Origin of the sequence: Enterococcus sp. AZ009 (genome assembly GCF_050548785.1) — a bacterium.
Taxonomy (GTDB): domain Bacteria; phylum Bacillota; class Bacilli; order Lactobacillales; family Enterococcaceae; genus Enterococcus_D; species Enterococcus_D entomosocium.
Genome location: NZ_CP172960.1, coordinates 1,360,608 through 1,382,602 on the forward strand (window position 1 = coordinate 1,360,608; position 21,995 = coordinate 1,382,602).

The following is a 21,995-nucleotide window of genomic DNA, read 5'->3' on the forward strand; positions in this document are numbered from 1 at the left end:
TAAAAGATGAGCACTTATCATTTTAATTGAGAATAATTCTCATTTGCTGATTGCTATTATTACGGAGAAACGCTGATTTGTCAATCTTATTTTTTTATTTCCTTTTTTTAGAACTATTGACGAATAGTAGGATTACATTCATAATTGATAAGCATTATCAATCAATTATTTTGGGGACGAATATGGCGAAATTACGAACAGTTGACTTGAGTGTCGGCTATCAAAAACAAAAAATTGTGCAAGATCTAACAATTGAGATTCCAGAAGGGAAAATCATCGGCTTGATTGGCCCGAACGGCAGTGGAAAATCGACATTTTTAAAGGCACTCGCCCGAATTTTACAGCCTTTGTCTGGTGAGGTCCTATTAGATACACAAAACCTCCAGAACATCAAAACCAAAGAAGTGGCTAAAAAGATTGCGCTGCTTTCACAAGTTAGCGATTCATCGATTGGCTTGACGATTCGCGAAATTGTTTCTTACGGTCGTTTCCCCTATCAAAAAGGACTGAATAGTCTATCGGAACAAGATCTTGCAGCGATCGACTGGTCTTTGCAAGCAACTGGTTTGACGGCACTAGCAGAAGAAGTGATCAGTACGCTGTCAGGGGGGCAAAAGCAGCGCGTATGGATCGCCATGGCACTGGCGCAAGATACGGATATCGTGATTTTAGATGAACCAACAACCTTTTTAGATCCTGCACATCAATTAGAAATTTTGCTCTTATTACAGCAAATCAATAAAACCTATGGGAAAACGATCATTATGTCGATTCATGACCTGAATCATGCGTCACGTTTTTCTGATTATATTTACGCATTAAAAGGTGGAGAGCTTTTGGTTTCCGGTACACCGGAAACGGTACTGACCAAAGAATGGCTGCAGCGTTTGTTTGAGATCGATGCCGTGTTAGGTACCTTTCCTAATAGTACAAAGCCGCTGGTCTTGACCTATGAGTTAGGAGCGCAGATATGAAAAAGTTTCCTTGGCTGCTGCTGCTTTTTAGTGGCTGCTTTATTATCTGTTTCTTTTTAGCGATCACTCAAGGAGCAGCGGACCTTTCTTTTGAAACGATCTGGGATGCCGTCTTTGCTTTTGATTATGAGAATCAGCTGCATCAAGTCTTGCGCAATATTCGGTTGCCGCGTGTTTTGGCTGCTTTTCTAGTAGGAAGTTGTTTTGCTGTTACAGGAGCCATCATGCAGGGGATTACGAGAAATCCCTTGGCAGATGGTGGTCTTTTAGGTGTCAATAGTGGGGCTGCCTTGGGACTAGCGATCGCATTTATCCTCTTTCCTAGTGTGCAACCGAGTCAAGCGGCGCTGTTTTCCTTTTTTGGTGCGTTTGCGGCAACTGGGCTGCTTTTTTTACTGACCAGATACGCCAAACTAGGCATGTCGCCCACGGGACTGATTTTGGCTGGTGTGGCATTAAGTTCTTTTTTCTCAGCCATTAGTCAAACTCTGTCATTGCAATTTGATTTAAACCAAGAGATAGCCTTTTGGTTTATCGGTGGTGCGGCGAATGTGACTTGGCAGCAACTGCGTTTTGTGGGCCCCATCTATCTGATCGCCATCGTTTTTGTGCTACGGCTAGGAAAAGCCCTCAATCTGTTAGCACTAGGAGATGACACCGTCATTTCATTAGGCAAGCACCCGCATCTGATTCGGGCATCTGCCTTACTGTTAGTCGTAGTTTTGGCGGGAATGGCGGTTTCGCTTGTAGGACCGGTCAGCTTTGTCGGCTTAATGGTTCCTCATGTCGTGCGGGGGATGGTGGGCAAAAACTACCAATTAATTTTGCCTTTGACGATCATTGGAGGTGGGACCCTAGTGATGGCCGCTGATCTGGCAGGTCGCTTGATCAATCCCCCTTTTGAGACACCCTTTGGGATACTGATGGCATTGATCGGTGTGCCTTTTCTATTGGTCAAGATACGGAGGGAAGACTGATGAAAAAAACACTCTTTGTTTTTTTTCTACTGGTGATGGCCGCTTTTTTAGGAAGTGTCATGGTGGGAAAAACAATCTTAACCTTTCAGACATTAGGGGCAATCTTTCAAGGTACGGCTTCTTCGAGTCAGGTACTGACGTTTACTGAGTTTCGACTACCACGGGCTTGTCTGGCGCTGATCGCCGGCGGTGCCTTTGGTTTTTCTGGTTTTGTCTTGCAGGGGGTGACGAGAAACGAGCTGGCTGATGCAAGTATCGTAGGAATCAACAATGGCGCGGGTCTCTTTGTAATGATCTACTTAGGGGTTTATACCCAAGGATCGCAGCTTTTACCTGTCGTTGGGATCTTCGGTGGCTTGTTGGCTGCTGTACTGGTCTATTTGATTGCCTATAAACACCGCCAATTGTTGTCGATGGAGCGAGTGTTGCTGGCGGGAATCGCCGTCAATGCAGGGTTGGCCGCGGCTACTTTACTTTTTACGGTGGAATTATCAAAAGACCGCTATCGCTTTGTAACAGCATGGCTTTCTGGATCTATCTGGGGAACCTCGTGGCAGCAAATTACCAGTCTGCTTCCTTGGGTCATCGTATTGTCTGTCGCAGCTTTCTGGACCGTACCTAAACTTAATCTGCTTGGTTTTGGTGAGGAACAGGCAATTAGCTTAGGGGTTTCTTTGACACGGTTGCGGACGTGGTTTTTAGTGATTGCGGTTGGTTTGGCTGCCAGTACGGTTGGCTATACCGGTAATTTAGCCTTTGTGGGCTTATTGGCGCCTCATATCGCCAAGGGACTCATCGGCAGAGAATCTCGCAGTGCCTTTTTCTTAGCGGGAATGATCGGCAGTCTGCTGGTCTTAGTAAGTGATACGATCGGTCGTTTACTATTGACAAGCGGTGAGATCCCAGCTGGTATCATCATTTCTATCGTGGGGGCACCGTACTTTGTCTTTTTACTGATCCGGCGTAAAGAAGGATGAGCAGATAGTCATGATCTTGCCAAGAAATCTGCGATTCTAGTTTGCTATTTGGACACAGTTTTTGGTACTATTTCTGAGAGGAGTGATCCAATGGAAAAACCAGTCATTAGAGAGCACATGATCCAAACATTAAAAAAAATGCCGAGCAAACAAAAGCCGCAGAAAGAAACGGTGATTTTGCAGTTGCTGTTTTCTTCTCAGCTTTGGCAAACGGCTAAGTCAGTAGGAGTGATCCGTTCGTTGCCATTTGAATTTGATACAGCGGCTATTTTTGCTAAAGGATTTGAACAAAACAAACGAATCGCAGTGCCGAAAGCACAACAAAAAAAATTGCAGTTTTATCATGTGGAGCCGGCAACGCGTTATGAAACGTCGGCATTTGGGGTTGAAGAGCCGATCAGTGAGCAAGAAGCCCATCACTTGGATTTACTCATTGTTCCCGGCTTGGCTTTTTCGAAAAAAGGCTATCGCATCGGCTTTGGCGGCGGCTATTATGATCGTTTCTTGTCAGCTTTTGATGGCAAGACCGTTTCTTTGGTCTTCGGAGAACAATTCAACGATCAATGGACACCAGATGTATTCGACATTCCAATCGATAAAATCTATACGGATTCGCTTATTCGCACGTAAAGGAGCACGTCAATGAATTCTCAAATGAAAAGATGGCTGAATCAGCCGATCTTCACGTATCTATTTTTAGCTATCCAAACTATTGTGTTTATCTTGGGTTATTTTAGTCCCTCTATTCAATCAGGCGGGGTGATGTTTGGTCCGTTTGTCGTCTATTTAAATGAATATTGGCGTTTCGTTACCCCAATCTTTCTGCATTTCGGGTTGGCACATTTTGCAATCAACTCTGTGATTCTCTATTATATGGGGCAACAAGTAGAAGCCATCTATGGTCATAGCCGTTTTTTTGCCTTGTATTTACTAAGCGGCATCATGGGCAATACCATGAGTTTTGCTTTCAACCAAATAGGGGTTCAATCAGCAGGCGCTAGTACTTCATTATTCGGGCTTTTCGGGGCATTTTTGATTTTAGGTTGGCATTTTAGAAATGATTACCGCATCCAAGCAATGGTACGGCAATTTGCCCTATTCGTTGGATTGAACCTGGTTTTTGGGGTGTTTGATCAAACGATTGATATGTGGGGACACATTGGCGGGATCCTCGGTGGGTTATTGTTAGGGAATCTTTTGGCATTGCCAAAGAACTATGGAAAATATTCGATCCACACCAGAATCCTCTCTGGCGGACTCTTTGTTTTCTTATTGGCTATTTTTGTGATATATGGTTTTAAAAAATATTAATTACTTGTATAATAAGCAGGAAGTGGTTAAATGGAAACGTTATATGACGTACAACAATTACTGAAACAATTTGGTGTTTACGTATATGTCGGCAAGCGGATCTACGATATAGAACTGATGCAAATCGAGTTGAAAAACTTTTATGACAGTCGCTTGATAGATCGGGATGTATATCTGACTGCCCGGCGAATTCTTACGCGGGAGCATCGAATTGAAGAAAGCCGGGAGGAAAACAAGTGATGGACAAAAAAATCATCGGAATTGATTTAGGCGGAACAACTGTGAAATTCGCTATTTTAACGAGCGAAGGCGAGATTCAGCAAAAATGGAGTATTGACACCAATATTCTTGATGAAGGCTCACATATCGTGCCAGAAATCGTGGCATCGATCAATCATCGCCTAGAATTATATGGCTTACAGCCGGAAGCATTTATCGGTATTGGTATGGGGACACCAGGAAGTGTCGACCGTGACAAAGGAACCGTCATAGGTGCCTACAATCTGAACTGGAAAACACTTCAGCCAGTCAAAGAACTGATTGAAAAAGGCACAAAAATCCCATTTGCCATCGATAACGATGCCAATGTAGCAGCTTTAGGTGAGCGTTGGAAAGGGGCAGGGGATAACAATCCTGATGTCATCTTTATCACACTAGGTACAGGTGTTGGCGGCGGTATCATCATGGAAGGGCAATTGCTTCATGGGGTTGCTGGTTGTGCCGGAGAAATCGGTCATATCACTGTTGATCCTGAAGGGTTCGAATGTACTTGCGGCAAACGTGGTTGTTTAGAAACGGTTTCTAGTGCGACGGGTGTTGTGCGAGTTGCTCGACAGTTGGCAGAAGAATATGCTGGCGACTCGGCATTGAAACAACAGCTGGACAATGGGGAAGATGTTTCAAGTAAAGATATTTTTGAAGCGGCTCAAGCAAACGATCCATTTGGCTTGATGGTCGTTGATAAAGTGTGCTTCTACCTTGGGTTGGCATGCGGAAACCTAGGAAACACATTAAATCCATCAAGTATCGTTTTAGGTGGAGGCGTATCAGCAGCCGGTGAATTTTTACGTGAACGGGTTGCTGCCTACTTTGCTCAATTTACCTTCCCACAGGTAACGGAAAGTACTGAAATCAAATTGGCCGAACTTGGGAATGATGCCGGTGTGATTGGGGCAGCATCATTAGCTTTGCAGTTTGCAGCAAAAGCGTAGATGACAAGCTGCTAGGCAATGATAGATTAAAGCAGCATAAATCAAAAAAGAATGTTTGTTACAATAGAGAGGAATAGAAGAAATGACACCAATTATGTGGCTAAACTTGGTTTTGGCATTAATAATCTTAGCAATCGCTTTGAACTGGGCGTATTTTCAAATTATGGGACGCCGTTCAGCAACGATCATCTCAGAAGATGAATTTAAAGCAGGAATGAAGAAAGCCCAAGTGATCGACGTTCGGGAAAAAAATGAATTTGACAGTGGGCATATTTTAGGGGCGCGTAATATTCCCTTTACGGTTTTAACCAATTCCTTCAGCGCATTTCGTAGAGATCAACCAATCTACTTATATGACACGCGTAAATCGTTGAGTATTCGGGCAGCAAATAAATTACGTAAAGAAGGCTTTACCAATGTCTATATCCTAAAAGAAGGGTATGAAGGTTGGAGCGGCAAGACGAAAAAGAAAAATAGTTTATAAAACAGAGAACTCAAGGCAAAAGAACACAAGCAAATTTGAATGAGTGACGAAACACCAAATGGAGTGTTTCAAGTAAGTCATTGTTCAATTTACATTGTGGGCTTTTGCCTTTATTTGAACTTAGGTCTATCGATAAGGAGAGTGTGCGTTGATCAAGCGAAAAAGAATTTATGAAGTGGCGGAAACGACAGATGGCTACCGGGTATTGGTGGATCGCATCTGGCCTAGAGGAATGAAAAAGGAGGCAGCCCAGATTGATCTATGGCTCAAAGCAGTCGCACCAAGTTCTGAATTGCGCAAATGGTTTGGGCATGATCCTGAACGTTTTGACGCCTTTAAAGACCGCTATCTACAAGAATTAGAGAAAGCGCCAGCTAAAGATGCCTTGGCACGGTTAAAAGCGTTGGTTGCTGAACAACAGACCGTGACCTTACTTTACGGAGCGGAAAATGAAGAACAAAATCAAGCCGTGATTTTGCAGGACTTACTGGAGAAGGCAGAATGATTACCTAAAAGAGCCGCCAGCCTATTGAAGGCTGACGGCTCTTTTTTAGCAAATGATTAGCGGGCAACGCTTTTACGCATCGCGCGTTTCCGTTTTTCATCATGATCTGCTTGTTGTTCGTCAATTGGATCAATCACTTGTTTCTTGACCGTCATAACAACACTTGCAGCTGCAGCAACCGTTGCGACTGTTCCTACTAAAAATCCTGAAAGAAATCGTTTCATCATTAAACACCTCGCCTTTAGTTATAGGTTCATTATGAATGAAAACGGAAAAAATATCAAAAAAAATCACTTTTGGGATTGAAAACGCTTGAAATAATTTAGTAAATAATTTACAATAAGTTTACTAAAAAGAAAGCGGGAGTGAGAAAAATGGAGCAATTGCAACAGATATTTATTGATAAATTTGGAACAGCAGGCACAGGCATGTATTTTGCGCCAGGGAGAATCAACTTGATCGGTGAACACACAGATTACAATGGCGGTTATGTTTTCCCGGCGGCAATCACATTAGGGACGTATGCAGTAGCACGAAAACGTGAAGACCAGTTGATCCAACTCTATTCAGAGAATTTTCCAGAAAAAGGCGTGATCTCCTTTCAGTTAGATGAGCTAGATTACCGAAAAGAAGATGATTGGACAAACTATCCGAAAGGGGTCGTTCGTTTCATAAAAGAAGCGGGGCAAGGGATCGATCGTGGCTTTGACATCGCTTTTTATGGCAACATTCCGAATGGCGCAGGTCTTTCTTCTTCTGCATCGATTGAATTGCTGACGGGGGTTTGTCTAAAAGATCTCTTTGATTTAACCCTGAAGACCTTGGACTTAGTTAAAATCGGCAAAAAAGTCGAAAATGAGTTTATTGGCGTTAACTCAGGGATCATGGATCAATTTGCGATCGGAATGGGTCAAAAAGACCATGCATTGCTTTTAGATACGAACACTTTAAATTATGAAGTCGTACCAGCGGCATTTGGTGATTATGTCGTAGCGATCATGAATACCAATAAGCGCCGCGAATTGGCTGATTCTAAATACAATGAACGACGTGCAGAATGTGAAGAAGCATTAGCTCGTTTGCAAAAATCATTAGCCGTTGATTCATTGGGCGCATTGGACGAAGCAACCTTTTTTGCAAATACAGCATTGATCGATGATCCACGCTTGATCAAACGGGCGAAACATGCAGTGACGGAAAACCAACGGACATTAAAAGCAAAAGCCGCTTTGACTGCTGGTGATCTTGAAGAATTCGGCCAGTTGTTAAATGCTTCGCATGCTTCATTGCGGGATGATTATGAAGTGACAGGGCGTGAACTAGATACATTGGTCGCAGCTGCTCAAGCGCATCCTGCTGTTTTAGGTGCGCGGATGACTGGTGCGGGCTTTGGCGGCTGCGGGATCGCATTGGTCAAAGCAAGTGAATGGGCTGATTTTGAAGCGTCCGTCAAAGCAACCTATTTAGCAGAAATCGGCTACGCAACCGACATTTATCAAGCAAGTATTGATGATGGTGCACGAAAACTGTAGAATAAGAAATGATGAAGGAATTTAGAAAGAAGGCTGAAAATATGGCGATTTTAGTATTAGGAGGAGCCGGCTATATCGGTTCTCATGCAGTCGATCAATTGATCGAACAAGGAAAACAAGTAGTTGTCATTGACAATTTGCTGACAGGACATCGCCAAGCGATCCATCCAGCAGCAACCTTTTATGAAGGGGATATTCGCGACAAAGCATTTTTACAATCGGTTTTTGAAAAAGAAACGATCGATGGCGTGATTCACTTTGCTGCTAGCTCTTTGGTGGGTGAATCCGTAGAAAAACCATTGAAATATTTCAACAATAATGTGTATGGGATGCAGGTCCTCTTAGAAGTGATGAAGGAACATCAAGTGAAACATATTGTCTTTTCTTCTACAGCAGCAACCTATGGGGAACCTGATCATAGTCCAATCACGGAAGAAACCCCAACAAATCCTAAAAATCCTTATGGCGAAAGCAAGTTGATCATGGAAAAAATGATGCGTTGGTGCGATGAAGCCTATGGTATGAAGTATGTCGCATTGCGTTATTTCAATGTGGCTGGCGCGAAGTCGGATGCTTCGATCGGTGAAGACCATGATCCAGAAACACACTTAGTACCGATCATCTTACAAGCTGCTTTAGGACAACGAAAAGAAGTCGCGATTTTTGGGGAGGATTACGATACTCCAGATGGGACTTGTGTTCGTGATTATGTCCATGTCGAAGATCTGATCGCTGCTCACCTGTTGGCATTAGAATATTTACAAAAAGGCAATGAGAGCAATGTCTTCAATTTAGGCAGCAATCATGGGTACTCTGTGAAAGAAATGGTGGAAGCGGCCCGCAATGTAACGAAAAAAGAGATCCCAGCCAGAGTGGCGCCTCGCCGTGCCGGTGATCCAAGTACCTTAGTGGCATCGAGTGAAAAAGCACGAAAGGTTTTAGGCTGGAAACCAGTCTATACCGACGTCGAAGCAATCATCGAGACTGCTTGGAATTGGCATGTCAGCCATCCAAATGGGTATCAAGGGCAGGAGGAATAACCAATGACGATCAGCCAAACAATCAGCGATTTCGTCACTTTAGCAATCAAGGCTGGCGGCTGGATGGAAATGGATCGTATTTATTTGCAAAACCGAGTACTAGCTATGATCGGGGAAGCTGTTTTTGAGCCCAGCGAAATTCGTTCTGTTGATCGTTCCTCGATTGAATTGATGGACGAACTGGTGGCATGTGCATTGAGCAATCAGCAAATTGGCGATTCTCACGCAGAAAGAGAAATCTTTGAAGCCCAGTTGATGGACTTTTTGACGCCACCACCTTCAGTAGTCAATGCTTTTTTTGCGCAACATTATGCCAATGATCCTAAAGAAGCGACGGATTATTTCTTTGAGCTGTGCCGTCAAAATGATTACATCAAGACTCGGGCCATCGCTAAAAATATCGTCTTTCCTGTTGATACGGAGTATGGGGAGATCGAGATCACGATCAATTTATCAAAACCTGAAAAAGATCCGAAGCAAATTGCCCAAGAAGGTACCGCTGCTTCTGTAGATTATCCGAAATGTATGTTGTGTTTGGAAAATGAAGGCTACCAAGGAAGGGTCAATTACCCAGCGCGGACCAATCATCGGATCATTCGTATGAATTTGGATAATGAAGCGTGGGGCTTCCAATATTCTCCTTACGCCTATTACAATGAGCATTCGATTTTTCTTTCTTTAGACCATCGGCCTATGAAAATCAATTTGCAAACCTTCGCTCGCTTGTTGCAGATCATTGAAGTGATGCCGCATTATTTTGTCGGGTCCAATGCCGATCTGCCGATCGTTGGGGGTTCGATCTTGTCCCATGACCATTACCAAGGAGGGCGGCATACGTTTGCCATGGCAAAAGCGCCAATCGAACAACACTTTTCTTTGACTGGGTTTCCTGATGTAGCTGCGGGGATCGTGAAGTGGCCAATGTCGGTGATACGATTACAAGCGAAAAACAAACAAAAATTAGCCGCCGCTTGCCAATATGTGTTAGCCCAATGGCAACAGTACTCAGATCCAAGTGTTTCGATCCTTGCTTTTTCAGAAGATGGGACGGCTCATCATACAGTGACACCGATCGCCCGCAAGCAAGGAGAGCTGTTTGAAATGGACTTAGTCTTGCGGGATAATAATGTTTCCAAAGAACATCCTGACGGCATTTTTCATCCACATCAAGAAGTGCAGCATATCAAAAAAGAAAATATCGGATTGATTGAAGTCATGGGTTTGGCAGTTCTCCCACCGCGTTTAGCTCCGGAACTAGAAGAAGTGACTGCTTATCTATTGGATCAGCCCAATCAGATCGCGGCTTACCATATACCGTGGGCAGATGCGATCAAAGCCCAGCACCCAGAATGCAATGCCGAAAACGTGTCGCAGATTTTGCGCAATGCATTAGGAGAAGTCTTTACACAAGTATTGACGCATGCAGGCGTCTTTAAACGAGACCAGACAGGGCAAGCGGCCTTTGCTCGCTTTATAGCTACTTTATAAAAAAGTTCCCCGCAAAAAAAGGAGGCTGGAAGATGGCAACGATTAAAGATATTGCACAACAGGCTGGCGTCTCGCCAGCCACTGTATCACGGGTGCTGAATTACGATTCAGAATTATCGGTCAGTTCTGAAACCAAAGAGAAAATTTTTAAAGCCGCAGAAGCACTCAATTACACAAAACATAAAAAAAAGAGTCAGCCAGAAACCAGTAGTATGCGCTTGATCCAATGGTTTGATACCGAGGAAGAATTAGCGGATCTTTACTATTTAGCGATCCGTATCGGGATTGAAAACAAAACCGAAGAATTAGGGATCCGTTTGCTGAAAGAACCCTATGAAGGATTGTCTGATACCGCCGTCGATGGAACGATCGCGCTAGGGAAATTCGATGATCACCAGATTCGTCAATTGAAAAAAAGCCAATCCAATTTGTTGATGGTCGATTTTGACGCATTGGCCCAGGGCGTCAATTCTCTGGTGGTGGACTTTCAACAAGCGGTCGATTTAGTGATCGATGACTTTATTGCAAAAGGCCACCAAAGGATCGGCTTGTTATCAGGCGTTGAGTTTACCAAGGACCATCACCAAGAAATCGAAGACCCTCGGCGCCGGATTTTTGAGGAACGGCTTCGTCGGTTGAAGTTGCACCACCCGCAATATCATCTCAGCGCACCGTTTACAGTAGAGGGCGGTTATGAGGCGATGAAAGAGTATTTGCAGCAAAACAAAGAGTTGCCAAGTGCCTTATTTGCTTCCAGTGATGCCTTAGCGATTGGCGCTATGCGTGCTTTGCAAGAAAAAAACATCAAGATTCCAGATAAGATCGCAATTATCGGCTTCAATGATGTCAGTGTCGCAAAGTACGTCTTTCCGACTCTGTCAACCATCAAAGTTCATACGGAATGGCTGGGGGAGCTGGCAGTGACGACCTTGCTGGATATCATTACGAATGCAGCACCCGTTCCTCGAAAAGTTACGATCGCAACGGAGCTGATTACGCGCCAATCTTCTTAGCAACCAGTTGAATCATCGGAGGATACCGTTACACACGTCAACTGAGTTTTAATGAAATAACAAAAAAATGAATATCGCCTTACCCGAACCTTTAAACAGCCCCGCTGGTTTGCAACTGCAGCCGTGCTTGCTTTTTTCAAAGGTTCGGGTATTGTTGTCCTATTGCTTTTTTTCTAAACGCAGGCATCTTTTTGGAGACTTGGTTGGGCATTTGATTAGAATATGGTAGAATATGAGAGAGTTTTTTGAATGGGGAGAAGATAGATGAAAACATTAGCGATTGATACCTCAAACCAGACACTGGCGGTTGCGGTGGTCGATGGTCAAGAAGTGTTGGGACAAAGCCAGACGATGGCGATCAAAAACCACAGCACAGCATTGATGCCTGCCATTGATGGATTGATGCAGGCGGTGGGGATGGCCCCTAAAGAGCTGGAGCAAATCGTTGTTGCGAAAGGTCCTGGCTCGTATACGGGTTTGCGCATCGGTGTCACAACAGCAAAAACGCTGGCACAAACATTGAACATCCCGCTGATTGGTGTTTCTAGTTTGAAAGCAGTCGCTGCCAATTGCGTGGGCGTATCGCAAGTGATCGTCCCGTTGTTTGACGCTCGCCGTCAAAATGTCTACGCAGGTGCCTACCAATGGCATAATGGTACCTTAGAAACAAGGATCAAAGACCAGCATATCTCACTGTCTGAGTTATTGACCCAGCTAAAAGCAGTTGATGGTCAAGAAGTGCTATTTGTCGGCGCCGATACCGTCAAATTTAAAGACATGATCGAGGCGGAACTGCCGACAGCCCATATCAATCAAGTGTCGTTATGGAATTACCCGAATGGCGTTGTTTTAGCTGCTCTTGCGAAAGAAGAAGCGCCGGTCGCTTCGATCCATGGTTTTGTACCAGACTATTTAAAATTAGTTGAAGCCGAAGAAAAATGGTTAGCCTCGCATGAACCGGGAGTGGATGCCTATGTTGAAAAAATTTAAAACGATGACGGGAAAGCTGGCTCTTTTCCGTCAGATTCAATACCCAGAGCGTAAAAAAGAGATACGAGGGGAAACGTATGTTGTTCGTGAATTAGTCGGTGATGACATTAAAGAGCTGCTGCAGGTGGAGCGTCTCGTGTATGCTGGGGAACTGCCTTGGACCAAGAGCGCCTTTTTGTCAGAACTTTATTCACGGGTCAAACATCTTTATTTGGGCATCTTGCATAATGAACGGATGATTGGGTTTATCGGGGTGCGGATTTTAGGCGCTGATGCCCATATCACCAATATCGCGATCATTCCTGATTATCAAGGAAAAGGGATCGGTTCTTTCTTGCTAGGAGAAATCGAACGTTATGCGAGGAAAAACAAATGCGACCGTTTGACATTAGAAGTTCGCCTGGGCAATCGTGATGCACAACGTTTGTATCGGACCCTCGGGTTTGTTTCACAGGCGATCAAAACGGCGTATTACACTGAAGGCAATGAAGACGCATTGGATATGGTGAAATTTTTAAATGACTAATGAACAAGCAGATCAAACGATCCCGACACCGCAAATGCTCTGGTCATTGGCGGAACAGAGCTATCCCTTTGGCTCGCCTTGGAATTTGCAGCAATTTCAGCAAGATTTGCAAAACAGCAACAGTCGCTATTTGTTTCGTTATGGAAAAACCAAGCAAGAGCTGATTGGGTTTCTCTGTTTTCAGCAAGTGCTGGATGAAGCAGAGCTGTTTAATGTAGCGGTTTTACCAGCATATCAAGGGCATGGTTTGGCGAAAGAATTGTTGAAACAAATGGAATCGCTCGTGGAACAAACCGATGGTCGGCGGATCTATCTTGAAGTACGTGTGTCGAATTTACAAGCACAGGCCCTTTATTTGCGCATGGGCTATACGGTCATCGGTCGTAGAAAAAAATATTACAGTCATCCTGAAGAGGATGCGTTGATTATGGAAAAGAAAGTAGGCGGAAAAAAATCAAATGAATGAATTGATTTTAGCCATTGAAAGCAGTTGTGATGAAACCAGTGTGGCAGTGATTAAAAACGGCGACACCATTTTAAGTAACATTGTTGCTTCGCAGATCAAGAGCCACCAGCGCTTCGGCGGTGTCGTACCAGAAGTCGCTAGTCGTCACCATGTCGAACAGATTACTTTGTGCATCGACGAAGCATTGACCCAAGCCAACACACAACCAGAAGAATTATCAGCCGTGGCCGTCACCTATGGTCCAGGGTTGGTTGGGGCACTGTTGATTGGGCTTTCTGCAGCGAAAGCCTTTGCGTGGGCCCACGGCTTACCGCTGATTCCGGTCAATCACATGGCAGGACATATTTATGCAGCTCGCCTAGTGAAGCCATTGGTTTTTCCTTTAATGGCATTATTGGTCAGCGGCGGCCACACCGAATTGGTGTATATGGCAGAAGATGGCTCTTTTGAGATCATCGGAGAAACGAGAGATGATGCCGCTGGTGAAGCCTATGACAAAGTCGGTCGAGTTCTCGGTTTGCCTTATCCTAGTGGGAAAGAAATTGATCGCCTTGCACATCTAGGTAGTGATACGTATCACTTTCCTCGAGCAATGATGCAAGAAGATAATTTTGATTTTAGTTTCAGTGGCTTGAAGAGTTCCTTTATCAACTTTGTGCATAATGCACAGCAAAGAGAGGAAGCATTGTCAGTAGAAAATCTAGCAGCCAGTTTTCAAGCCAGCGTAGTCGAAGTATTGGTTCACAAAACAGTGCGGGCATGCCAAGCCTATCCGGTAAAACAACTGATCGTCGCTGGCGGGGTCGCCGCGAATCAAGGCTTGCGTGACGCTTTACAAAAAGCAATGCAGGAATTGCCGGAGGTAGAACTGTTGATTCCACCGTTGCGCCTTTGCGGAGATAATGCGGCCATGATTGGTGCCTATGCCCATGTTGCGTTGAAAAAGCAGCACCTAGCAGACCTTTCATTGAATGCTGATCCAAGTGTCAGCTTTGCCCATAGGATTTCTTAAGATGATTGCACCTAAGATCCGTTCTTAGGTGTTTTTTTTGTTTCATTTATGAGCAAACAGAAGATATAGTTGTATTATATTTCATTATTTGATATTCTGATGTATATTTATTAATTATTTGAGAGGCGGGTATGCAATGACATCAGTTTTTAAAGGACGCAGTTTTTTAGCAGAGAAAGATTTCACAAAAGAAGAACTGCAATATTTAATTGATTTTTCCCAGCACTTAAAAGGGATGAAAGCCAACAATCAACCACATCGCTACTTAGAAGGAAAAAATATTGCACTTTTGTTTGAAAAGAATTCGACACGGACACGAGCAGCCTTTACGGTTGCAGCGGTGGATCTGGGGGCACATCCGGAATTTTTAGGGGCCAATGATATTCAGTTGGGGTCTAAAGAATCCATTGAAGATACCGCCAAAGTATTCGGCCGCATGTTTGACGGGATCGAGTTTCGCGGCTTTAGCCAACAGGTCGTCGAAGATCTGGCCAACTATTCAGGCGTGCCTGTTTGGAATGGCTTAACGGATGACTGGCATCCAACACAAATGATCGCTGACTTTTTAACCATTCAAGAAAACTTCGGTGAACTGACTGGCTTGACCATCGCATACTGCGGGGATGGGCGCAACAATGTCGCCAATTCTTTGTTAGTGACGAGTGCGATTTTAGGGGTCAATATTCATGTCGTCACCCCGAAGGCCTTGCAGCCAGAAGCAAACATTATCGAACAAGCACAAGCCTATGCTCAGCACTCTGGCACAAAGATCCTGGTGACGGATGACGTGGATCAAGGTGTTTTAGGCGCTGATGTCGTGTATACCGATGTTTGGGTTTCAATGGGCGAAGAAGAAAAATTTGAAGAGCGGATCGAACAGCTGCTGCCTTATCAAGTAAACCAATCGTTGATGGAAAAAACGCAAAATGACCAAGTGATTTTTATGCACTGTTTACCGGCTTTTCATGATGAACAAACTATTTATGGCAAAAAAGCAGCGCAGGCGTATGGGATTTCTGAGATGGAAGTCACTGACGAGGTCTTTCGTAGCAAGTATGCTCGTCAATTTGATCAAGCCGAAAATCGTTTGCACTCAATCAAAGCGATCATGGCAGTGACTGCCGGGGATCTATTTATTCCTAAAGTATAAAAATAAAATTTTTGAAAAATGCCAGAATCTCGCTAGCCAAACAAACATTTCTTTGCTATACTTTCTGGGAAGTAAATAGCCTTGATTTGATGAAACAAGAGAAGTAGCGATTCGAGTATCAGTTAGCGAGTTCGGGGTGGTGGAAGCCGAATTGATCAGATTGTGAAACGCACTTGTGAGAATTTGCTAAGCAAACGGAATTCTGCCGTTATCAGAAAAAAGTGGGTCCGAAAAGGACAATCAGAGTGGTACCGCGGGAAATCTCGTCTCTAGTGCAAGTTATGCGCTAGAGGCTTTTTTGTTTTTATCAATCATTTCTTGCATGAAAAACATACAACTGTTTGCTTGCTTCAAACAACGTTTCATCAAAAAATGGGTTCAGTCATTATAGGAGGGATACTATGAATAACAAAGAAATCGTCGCACAAGCGATCCATCAAGTAGTAAAAGAAGATCTATCGATCGAACAAGTTCAGCAATTACTGGAAAATCCAAAGTCAGCCGACCATGGGGATGTGGCATTCCCAGCCTTCTCGCTAGCAAAAGTCTATCGGAAAGCGCCGCAGCAAATTGCCGCAGACTTAGCAGAAAAAATCGATCAAGCGTCTTTTGAAAAAATTGAAGTGGTCGGTCCGTATTTAAACTTCTTTATGGATAAAAAAGCAATCTCTGCCCATGTCTTAGAGCTGGTTCTCAAAGAAAAAAATCATTTTGGCGATCAAACCATCGGCAATCAGCAAGCAGTACCGATCGATATGTCTTCACCAAATATTGCCAAACCCATCTCAATGGGGCATTTGCGTTCCACTGTGATTGGTAACTCGATCGGCTTTATTTTAGAAAAAATCGGTTATCAGCCAATTCGCATCAACCATTTAGGCGACTGGGGCACACAATTTGGGAAATTGATCGTTGCCTATAAGAAGTGGGGGTCAGAAGAAGCGGTCAAAGCGGAACCAATCAACGAACTATTACGTTTGTATGTTGATTTTCATGAAGCAGCCGAGACAGATAAGCAATTAGAAGATGATGCGAGAGCTTGGTTCAAGAAACTAGAAGATGGTGACCAAGAAGCAATGGATTTGTGGCAATGGTTCCGTGATGAATCATTAAAAGAATTCAATAAAATCTATGATATGTTGGAAGTTTCCTTTGATTCATTGAATGGCGAAGCTTTCTATAATGATAAAATGACAGAAGTCGTGGAATTATTAGAAGAAAAACACTTGCTAAAAGAAGACCAAGGGGCAGAGATCGTTGATTTGGCTGCCTATGACTTAAATCCGGCCTTGATCCGCAAATCCGATGGTGCGACCCTTTACATCACGCGGGATATGGCTGCCGCACTGTACCGCAAACGGACCTACAATTTTGCCAAATCATTGTACGTGGTAGGGAATGAACAAAGTTATCACTTCAAACAATTAAAAGCTGTTTTGAAGGAAATGGGCTTTGAGTGGGCAGATGATATGACCCACGTACCATTTGGCTTGATCACCAAAGATGGGAAAAAACTGTCTACAAGAAAAGGCAAGATCGTTCTTTTAGAAGAAGTATTGAATGAAGCGATCGATTCAGCGAAAGAACAAATCACTGAAAAGAACCCAACACTTGAAAACAAAGAAGAAGTAGCAAAACAAGTCGGTGTCGGGGCAGTCGTTTTCCACGATTTGAAAAATGACCGTTTGAATAATTTCGACTTTACGCTAGAAGAAGTTGTCCGTTTCGAAGGAGAGACCGGTCCTTACGTGCAATACTCTCATGCCCGTGCCATGAGCATTCTTGAAAAAGCCGACTTTGATCCTGCTGCTGTCAGCAGTCTGGCGTTGGCAGATACTGAGAGCTGGGAAGTCATCAAGCTGATTCAGCGCTACCCAGAAACGGTCATGCAAGCGGCGGAAAAATATGAACCATCCGTCATTGCCAAACATGCCATCAAATTGGCACAGGCCTTTAACAAGTATTATGCCAATGTGAAAATCTTGGCTGAGGATGCGGAAAAAGACGCACGTCTGTCTCTGGTATATGCCGTAACGACCTTATTAAAAGAAGATTTACGGTTGCTTGGTTTACATGCACCTGACAAAATGTAACAAAAAAAGCTGTGTCACTTGTTTCGACAAGGGCACAGCTTTTTTGTAGTGAAAATACAGATAGGTCACATTTGTTCGGTGTTTTATAAGACCGCGTGGTTTCTGATAAATTGATAAAAAGTTTCAGCGTCTTCGTCGCTGCGGGAAATCACCGCTACTGTATCAAAGCCCGCCAACGAGCAAACTTTTTCTGGCATGGTCACTTCATCGATCGCTGCCGAAAGCAAAGGCGCATTGTCCGCAACGGTATGGATCAACGTCATGAATTGCACACGATCTACTTTAGTGACAACGTCTTCAATCATCTGTATCAAACGCTGCTCTTCTTCTTTTTCATCCTCAGAAGCTTGCATTCCTTGAAAAATGACAAACTTTGTCTGACCTGACTCATCAGGTACTTTCACGATTTTCAAATCACGAATATCCCGAGAGATAGTCGCTTGCGTGGCGGAGACGCCTTGGACTTCCAATTGCTGCAATAATTCTTCTTGCGTGCGTACAGTATGTTCAGTAATGATTTGTCTAATAAGTAAATGGCGATCAGCTTTTCGCATAGGTAAACTCCTTTAAGCATGATTGATTAAGTCAGCCTTATCATAGCAGATAACACCGAAAAAACCTAGATATAATAAGAAAAGAATTAGAACGTTAAAAAAAAGCTGAACCACGAATCGTAGTTTTTCATTTGAATCAGTTGCATTTCTTTTTTAGCTACTGTATACTGTTTAAGGCGTGAGTTTTTCACGTCAATCCCACATCTTGTTCCATCTGCGAAGCGGTGCTGATCGATTCAGTTCTTCAAAGAGTAAAAGAGCAAGAGAGGAAAACAAAAAACCAAATTGGAGGAAACACAACATGGCAGTAATCTCAATGAAACAATTACTAGAAGCCGGCGTACACTTTGGTCACCAAACTCGTCGCTGGAACCCAAAAATGAAGAAATATATCTTCACAGAAAGAAACGGCATCTACATCATTGATTTGCAAAAAACAGTGAAATTAGTAGACGCAGCTTACGACTATATGAAAAATGTTGCTGAAGAAGGCGGCGTTGCATTGTTCGTAGGTACTAAAAAACAAGCACAAGAAGCAATCAAAGAAGAAGCAATCCGTTCAGGTCAATACTATGTTAACCATCGTTGGTTAGGTGGAACTTTGACAAACTGGGAAACAATCCAAAAACGTGTTGCTCGTTTGAAACAAATCAACAAAATGGAAGAAGATGGTACATTTGCTGTTCTTCCTAAAAAAGAAGTCGTTGGCTTGAACAAAGAGCGCGAACGTCTTGAAAAATTCTTAGGCGGTATTGCTGATATGCCAAGAATTCCAGATGTAATGTACGTTGTTGACCCACGTAAAGAACGTATCGCGATCCAAGAAGCACGCAAATTAAATATCCCGATCGTAGCGATGGTCGATACAAACTGTGATCCAGACGAAATCGATGTTGTTATCCCATCAAATGATGACGCTATTCGTGCCGTTAAATTGATCACTGCGAAAATGGCAGATGCTTTCATCGAAGGTAACCAAGGCGAAGACCAAGTAGCAGAAGAAGATTTTGCTGCTGAATCAACAGAAAACGCAACTTCAATCGAAGAAATCGTTGATGTTGTCGAAGGCGACAACGCATCAGCTGAATAATAAATGATGGAGCTGTTTCAAAGGCTAGGCGCCAAGCCTCACTCTCCTTTGAAACAGCTTTTTTTAAAGACAAGCAATCTTGTTTAAAAACATTTAGGAGGAAACAAAAAATGGCAGAAGTAACAGCTAAATTAGTAAAAGAATTACGCGATATGACTGGTGTAGGAATGATGGACGCAAAACGTGCATTAGTTGAAGTAGAAGGCGACATCGAAAAAGCCGTTGACTTATTACGTGAAAAAGGTATGGCAAAAGCTGCGAAGAAAAACGACCGTATTGCTGCTGAAGGTTTAGCATCTGTAGCAATCAACGGCAACACAGCAGCAATCGTTGAAGTGAACTCAGAAACTGACTTCGTTTCTAAAAACGAAATGTTCCAAGACTTAGTAAAAGAAATCGCTGAAGTAATCGCAGCAAACAAACCAGCTGATATGGATGCTGCTTTAAAATTAGAAACTTCTAAAGGCACAATGGATGCTGCGTTGATCGAAGCAACACAAGTAATCGGAGAAAAAATCAGCTTCCGTCGTTTTGAAGTTGTTGAAAAAGATGACAATGCTGCTTTCGGCGGTTACCTACACATGGGCGGACGTATTGCTGTATTGACTGTTATTGAAGGAACAACTGACGAATCAGTTGCGAAAGATGTTGCAATGCACGTTGCAGCGATCAACCCTCGCTACGTGAACGAAGCACAAATCTCTCAAGAAGAATTGGATCATGAAAAACAAGTCTTGACAGAACAAGCATTGAACGAAGGCAAACCAGCGAACATCGTTGAAAAAATGGTTGAAGGACGCTTGAAGAAATTTAAAGCAGAAATCGCTTTGGTTGACCAACCATTCGTTAAAGACCCAGATATGACAGTTGAAAAATATGTTGCATCAAAAGGCGCAACTGTGAAATCTTTTGTCCGCTTTGAAGTCGGCGAAGGTATCGAAAAACGCGAAGACAACTTCGTTGAAGAAGTAATGAGCCAAGTGAAAAAATAATTCTGTTCCTCGAACAGATGGGAACGCATGGAAGTGCGCTCCCTTTTTTTAAGCAAAAACGGTTTTTGAAGAAATAGTGTAGATAATTTTCAACGAAAGAGCACCAATATGCTACAATAGTATTGGAGAATGTACGGAGGAATCATGATGGGCAAACCAAAATATCAACGTGTTGTATTAAAATTAAGTGGTGAAGCATTAGCGGGTGACGAAGGCTTTGGGATCAAACCACCGACGATCCAAGAGATCGTTAAAGAGATCAAGGAAGTCCACGAATTAGGCGTACAGATGGCGATCGTGGTCGGCGGCGGAAACATTTGGCGTGGACAAATCGGCGCGCAAATGGGGATGGAAAGAGCACAAGCTGATTACATGGGCATGTTAGCGACTGTGATGAATGCTTTAGCATTACAAGACACGCTAGAAAATGCTGGTGTACCAACGCGTGTCCAAACTTCGATCGAAATGCGTCAAATCGCAGAGCCTTATATTCGTCGCAGAGCAGAACGTCACTTAGAAAAAGGGCGGGTCGTCATTTTTGCAGGCGGAACCGGAAACCCTTATTTCTCAACTGATACGACCGCAGCCTTACGGGCAGCTGAAATCAACGCTGATGTCATTTTGATGGCGAAAAACAATGTTGATGGCGTCTACTCAGCAGATCCTAAAACGGACCAAAGTGCTGTGAAATTTGAAGAATTGACCCATTTAGAAGTCATTTCTAAAGGATTGCAAGTAATGGATTCAACCGCAAGTTCATTAAGTATGGACAACGATATTCCATTAGTCGTATTCAACTTGAATGAGCATGGAAACATTCGCCGCGCCATTTTAGGTGAACATATTGGAACGACAGTAAGGGGGAAATAACATGGCTGACAAAATTTTAACAGAAGCAAAAGACAAAATGAAAAAAGCAGCAGAAAACTTGCAGCGGGAACTAGGACAAATCCGTGCTGGCCGCGCGAACGCGAGCATCTTAGACCGCGTAATGGTTACTTACTATGGTGTACCAACACCCTTGAACCAAATGGCTTCAATTACGATTCCAGAAGCAAGAATTTTGATGATCACACCTTTTGACAAAACAATGATCCAAGAAGTTGAAAAAGCCATCATGCAAAGTGATATTGGTATCACGCCTGCCAATGACGGAACAGTGATTCGTTTGGTGATTCCTCAATTAACGGAAGAACGCCGTAAAGAATTAGCAAAAGACGTGAAAAAAGAAGCTGAAAATGCGAAAATCGCCGTCCGTAACATTCGTCGGGATGCCATGGAAGCTTACAAGAAACAAGAAAAAGCTGGCGACATCACAGAAGATGATTTGCGGGAATCTGAAAAAGAAGTGCAGACTGCTACAGATAACAGCATCAAAGAAATCGATGCCATCGCAGCTGAAAAAGAACAAGAATTACTTGAAGTTTAAAAGGAATGACGAAGAGTCGCTTCAGCGGCTCTTTTTTTATGGGCGAAACTATCTCATGTACTTGAATATGACAGCTGTTTTTTTGTTTTTTCTTAATATGGAAATCTTTTCTTGGTTTTCATAGGCAAGAAATCTGATTATTGTTATAATGTAAAAGATGAATTTCAAGAATTGGAAGAGG

25 protein-coding genes and 1 other annotated feature are annotated in these 21,995 nt (G+C 43.3%); of the genes, 23 read left to right on the forward strand and 2 right to left on the reverse strand.

Going from position 1 to position 21,995, the window contains the following annotated elements; translation table 11 throughout:
* Positions 1 to 182 precede the first annotated feature (182 nt).
* From IGJ74_RS06565 to IGJ74_RS06605, 9 genes are all read left to right on the forward strand, one after another.
* Positions 183 to 974, forward strand: coding sequence for an ABC transporter ATP-binding protein (locus IGJ74_RS06565; protein ID WP_005237041.1), 792 nt, complete (start codon positions 183 to 185; stop codon positions 972 to 974).
* Positions 971 to 1,951: a FecCD family ABC transporter permease gene (locus IGJ74_RS06570; protein ID WP_005237040.1), complete on the forward strand. Its 981-nt coding sequence runs from the start codon at positions 971 to 973 to the stop codon at positions 1,949 to 1,951. The genes IGJ74_RS06565 and IGJ74_RS06570 overlap by 4 nt, the downstream gene beginning before the upstream one ends.
* Positions 1,951 to 2,928 carry a FecCD family ABC transporter permease gene (locus IGJ74_RS06575; protein ID WP_016621237.1) on the forward strand — a complete coding sequence of 326 codons (978 nt, stop codon included), beginning with the start codon at positions 1,951 to 1,953 and terminating at the stop codon, positions 2,926 to 2,928. The genes IGJ74_RS06570 and IGJ74_RS06575 overlap by 1 nt, the downstream gene beginning before the upstream one ends.
* A gap of 90 nt (positions 2,929 to 3,018) precedes the next feature.
* Positions 3,019 to 3,558 carry a 5-formyltetrahydrofolate cyclo-ligase gene (locus IGJ74_RS06580; protein WP_218193247.1) on the forward strand — a complete coding sequence of 180 codons (540 nt, stop codon included), beginning with the start codon at positions 3,019 to 3,021 and terminating at the stop codon, positions 3,556 to 3,558.
* A 12-nt stretch (positions 3,559 to 3,570) separates the two neighbouring features.
* Positions 3,571 to 4,239: a rhomboid family intramembrane serine protease gene (locus IGJ74_RS06585; RefSeq protein WP_005237037.1), complete on the forward strand. Its 669-nt coding sequence runs from the start codon at positions 3,571 to 3,573 to the stop codon at positions 4,237 to 4,239.
* A 30-nt stretch (positions 4,240 to 4,269) separates the two neighbouring features.
* A complete protein-coding gene (locus IGJ74_RS06590; protein ID WP_005229394.1) occupies positions 4,270 to 4,479 on the forward strand; it encodes a YqgQ family protein in 210 nt (69 codons plus the stop codon).
* Positions 4,479 to 5,450: an ROK family glucokinase gene (locus IGJ74_RS06595; RefSeq protein ID WP_005229395.1), complete on the forward strand. Its 972-nt coding sequence runs from the start codon at positions 4,479 to 4,481 to the stop codon at positions 5,448 to 5,450. The genes IGJ74_RS06590 and IGJ74_RS06595 overlap by 1 nt, the downstream gene beginning before the upstream one ends.
* A gap of 82 nt (positions 5,451 to 5,532) precedes the next feature.
* Positions 5,533 to 5,934, forward strand: a complete 402-nt coding sequence (locus tag IGJ74_RS06600; protein ID WP_005237036.1) for a rhodanese-like domain-containing protein — start codon at positions 5,533 to 5,535, stop codon at positions 5,932 to 5,934.
* Positions 5,935 to 6,082: 148 nt separating this feature from the next.
* Positions 6,083 to 6,439 (forward strand): DUF488 domain-containing protein, encoded by a 357-nt coding sequence (locus IGJ74_RS06605; protein ID WP_218193246.1) that lies wholly within the window; start codon positions 6,083 to 6,085, stop codon positions 6,437 to 6,439.
* 56 nt (positions 6,440 to 6,495) lie between these two features.
* Here the strand turns inward: IGJ74_RS06605 and IGJ74_RS06610 are convergent, their stop codons facing one another.
* Positions 6,496 to 6,663 (reverse strand): DUF3042 family protein, encoded by a 168-nt coding sequence (locus tag IGJ74_RS06610; RefSeq protein ID WP_017144401.1) that lies wholly within the window; start codon positions 6,661 to 6,663, stop codon positions 6,496 to 6,498.
* 150 nt (positions 6,664 to 6,813) lie between these two features.
* On the opposite strand from IGJ74_RS06610, the gene IGJ74_RS06615 reads away from it, so the two are divergent.
* From IGJ74_RS06615 to argS, 10 genes are all read left to right on the forward strand, one after another.
* Entirely contained in the window at positions 6,814 to 7,971 is a 1,158-nt protein-coding gene (locus tag IGJ74_RS06615) for a galactokinase (RefSeq protein ID WP_005237018.1), read from the forward strand.
* Positions 7,972 to 8,012: 41 nt separating this feature from the next.
* Entirely contained in the window at positions 8,013 to 9,011 is a 999-nt protein-coding gene (galE, locus tag IGJ74_RS06620) for a UDP-glucose 4-epimerase GalE (protein ID WP_034878687.1), read from the forward strand.
* Positions 9,012 to 9,014: 3 nt separating this feature from the next.
* Complete coding sequence (gene galT / locus IGJ74_RS06625) at positions 9,015 to 10,499, forward strand: UDP-glucose--hexose-1-phosphate uridylyltransferase (protein ID WP_016621239.1); 1,485 nt, start codon at positions 9,015 to 9,017, stop codon at positions 10,497 to 10,499.
* A gap of 32 nt (positions 10,500 to 10,531) precedes the next feature.
* Positions 10,532 to 11,512 (forward strand): LacI family DNA-binding transcriptional regulator, encoded by a 981-nt coding sequence (locus IGJ74_RS06630; protein ID WP_008381095.1) that lies wholly within the window; start codon positions 10,532 to 10,534, stop codon positions 11,510 to 11,512.
* A 264-nt stretch (positions 11,513 to 11,776) separates the two neighbouring features.
* Entirely contained in the window at positions 11,777 to 12,502 is a 726-nt protein-coding gene (gene tsaB, locus IGJ74_RS06635) for a tRNA (adenosine(37)-N6)-threonylcarbamoyltransferase complex dimerization subunit type 1 TsaB (protein WP_218193245.1), read from the forward strand.
* Positions 12,486 to 13,028: a ribosomal protein S18-alanine N-acetyltransferase gene (gene rimI / locus IGJ74_RS06640; protein ID WP_005237007.1), complete on the forward strand. Its 543-nt coding sequence runs from the start codon at positions 12,486 to 12,488 to the stop codon at positions 13,026 to 13,028. Before tsaB ends, rimI (IGJ74_RS06640) begins: the two co-directional genes overlap by 17 nt.
* Positions 13,021 to 13,494, forward strand: a complete 474-nt coding sequence (gene rimI / locus IGJ74_RS06645) for a ribosomal protein S18-alanine N-acetyltransferase (RefSeq protein WP_218193244.1) — start codon at positions 13,021 to 13,023, stop codon at positions 13,492 to 13,494. Before rimI (IGJ74_RS06640) ends, rimI (IGJ74_RS06645) begins: the two co-directional genes overlap by 8 nt.
* Positions 13,487 to 14,506 (forward strand): tRNA (adenosine(37)-N6)-threonylcarbamoyltransferase complex transferase subunit TsaD, encoded by a 1,020-nt coding sequence (tsaD, locus tag IGJ74_RS06650; protein ID WP_218193243.1) that lies wholly within the window; start codon positions 13,487 to 13,489, stop codon positions 14,504 to 14,506. Before rimI (IGJ74_RS06645) ends, tsaD begins: the two co-directional genes overlap by 8 nt.
* Positions 14,507 to 14,642: 136 nt before the next feature.
* Positions 14,643 to 15,656: an ornithine carbamoyltransferase gene (gene argF, locus IGJ74_RS06655; RefSeq protein WP_086332205.1), complete on the forward strand. Its 1,014-nt coding sequence runs from the start codon at positions 14,643 to 14,645 to the stop codon at positions 15,654 to 15,656.
* A gap of 80 nt (positions 15,657 to 15,736) precedes the next feature.
* Positions 15,737 to 15,930, forward strand: a binding site (T-box leader).
* Positions 15,931 to 16,057: 127 nt separating this feature from the next.
* Positions 16,058 to 17,749, forward strand: a complete 1,692-nt coding sequence (gene argS, locus IGJ74_RS06660) for an arginine--tRNA ligase (RefSeq protein WP_218193242.1) — start codon at positions 16,058 to 16,060, stop codon at positions 17,747 to 17,749.
* Positions 17,750 to 17,832: 83 nt separating this feature from the next.
* Here argS and IGJ74_RS06665 read toward each other — a convergent pair whose 3' ends face one another.
* Positions 17,833 to 18,303 carry an arginine repressor gene (locus IGJ74_RS06665; protein ID WP_005236999.1) on the reverse strand — a complete coding sequence of 157 codons (471 nt, stop codon included), beginning with the start codon at positions 18,301 to 18,303 and terminating at the stop codon, positions 17,833 to 17,835.
* Between the two features lie 301 nt (positions 18,304 to 18,604).
* On the opposite strand from IGJ74_RS06665, the gene rpsB reads away from it, so the two are divergent.
* The 4 genes from rpsB to frr all read left to right on the forward strand — a co-directional run bounded on the left by rpsB (position 18,605) and on the right by frr (position 21,814).
* Complete coding sequence (rpsB, locus tag IGJ74_RS06670) at positions 18,605 to 19,393, forward strand: 30S ribosomal protein S2 (RefSeq protein WP_005229426.1); 789 nt, start codon at positions 18,605 to 18,607, stop codon at positions 19,391 to 19,393.
* 110 nt (positions 19,394 to 19,503) lie between these two features.
* Positions 19,504 to 20,385 (forward strand): translation elongation factor Ts, encoded by an 882-nt coding sequence (gene tsf / locus IGJ74_RS06675; protein WP_218193241.1) that lies wholly within the window; start codon positions 19,504 to 19,506, stop codon positions 20,383 to 20,385.
* Positions 20,386 to 20,532: 147 nt separating this feature from the next.
* The gene (gene pyrH / locus IGJ74_RS06680; protein ID WP_005229433.1) at positions 20,533 to 21,255 is read left to right on the forward strand and encodes a UMP kinase; all 723 of its coding nucleotides are present in this window, start codon (positions 20,533 to 20,535) and stop codon (positions 21,253 to 21,255) included.
* A gap of 1 nt (position 21,256) precedes the next feature.
* Positions 21,257 to 21,814, forward strand: coding sequence for a ribosome recycling factor (gene frr, locus IGJ74_RS06685; RefSeq protein WP_005229434.1), 558 nt, complete (start codon positions 21,257 to 21,259; stop codon positions 21,812 to 21,814).
* The last annotated feature ends 181 nt before the right edge of the window (positions 21,815 to 21,995 follow it).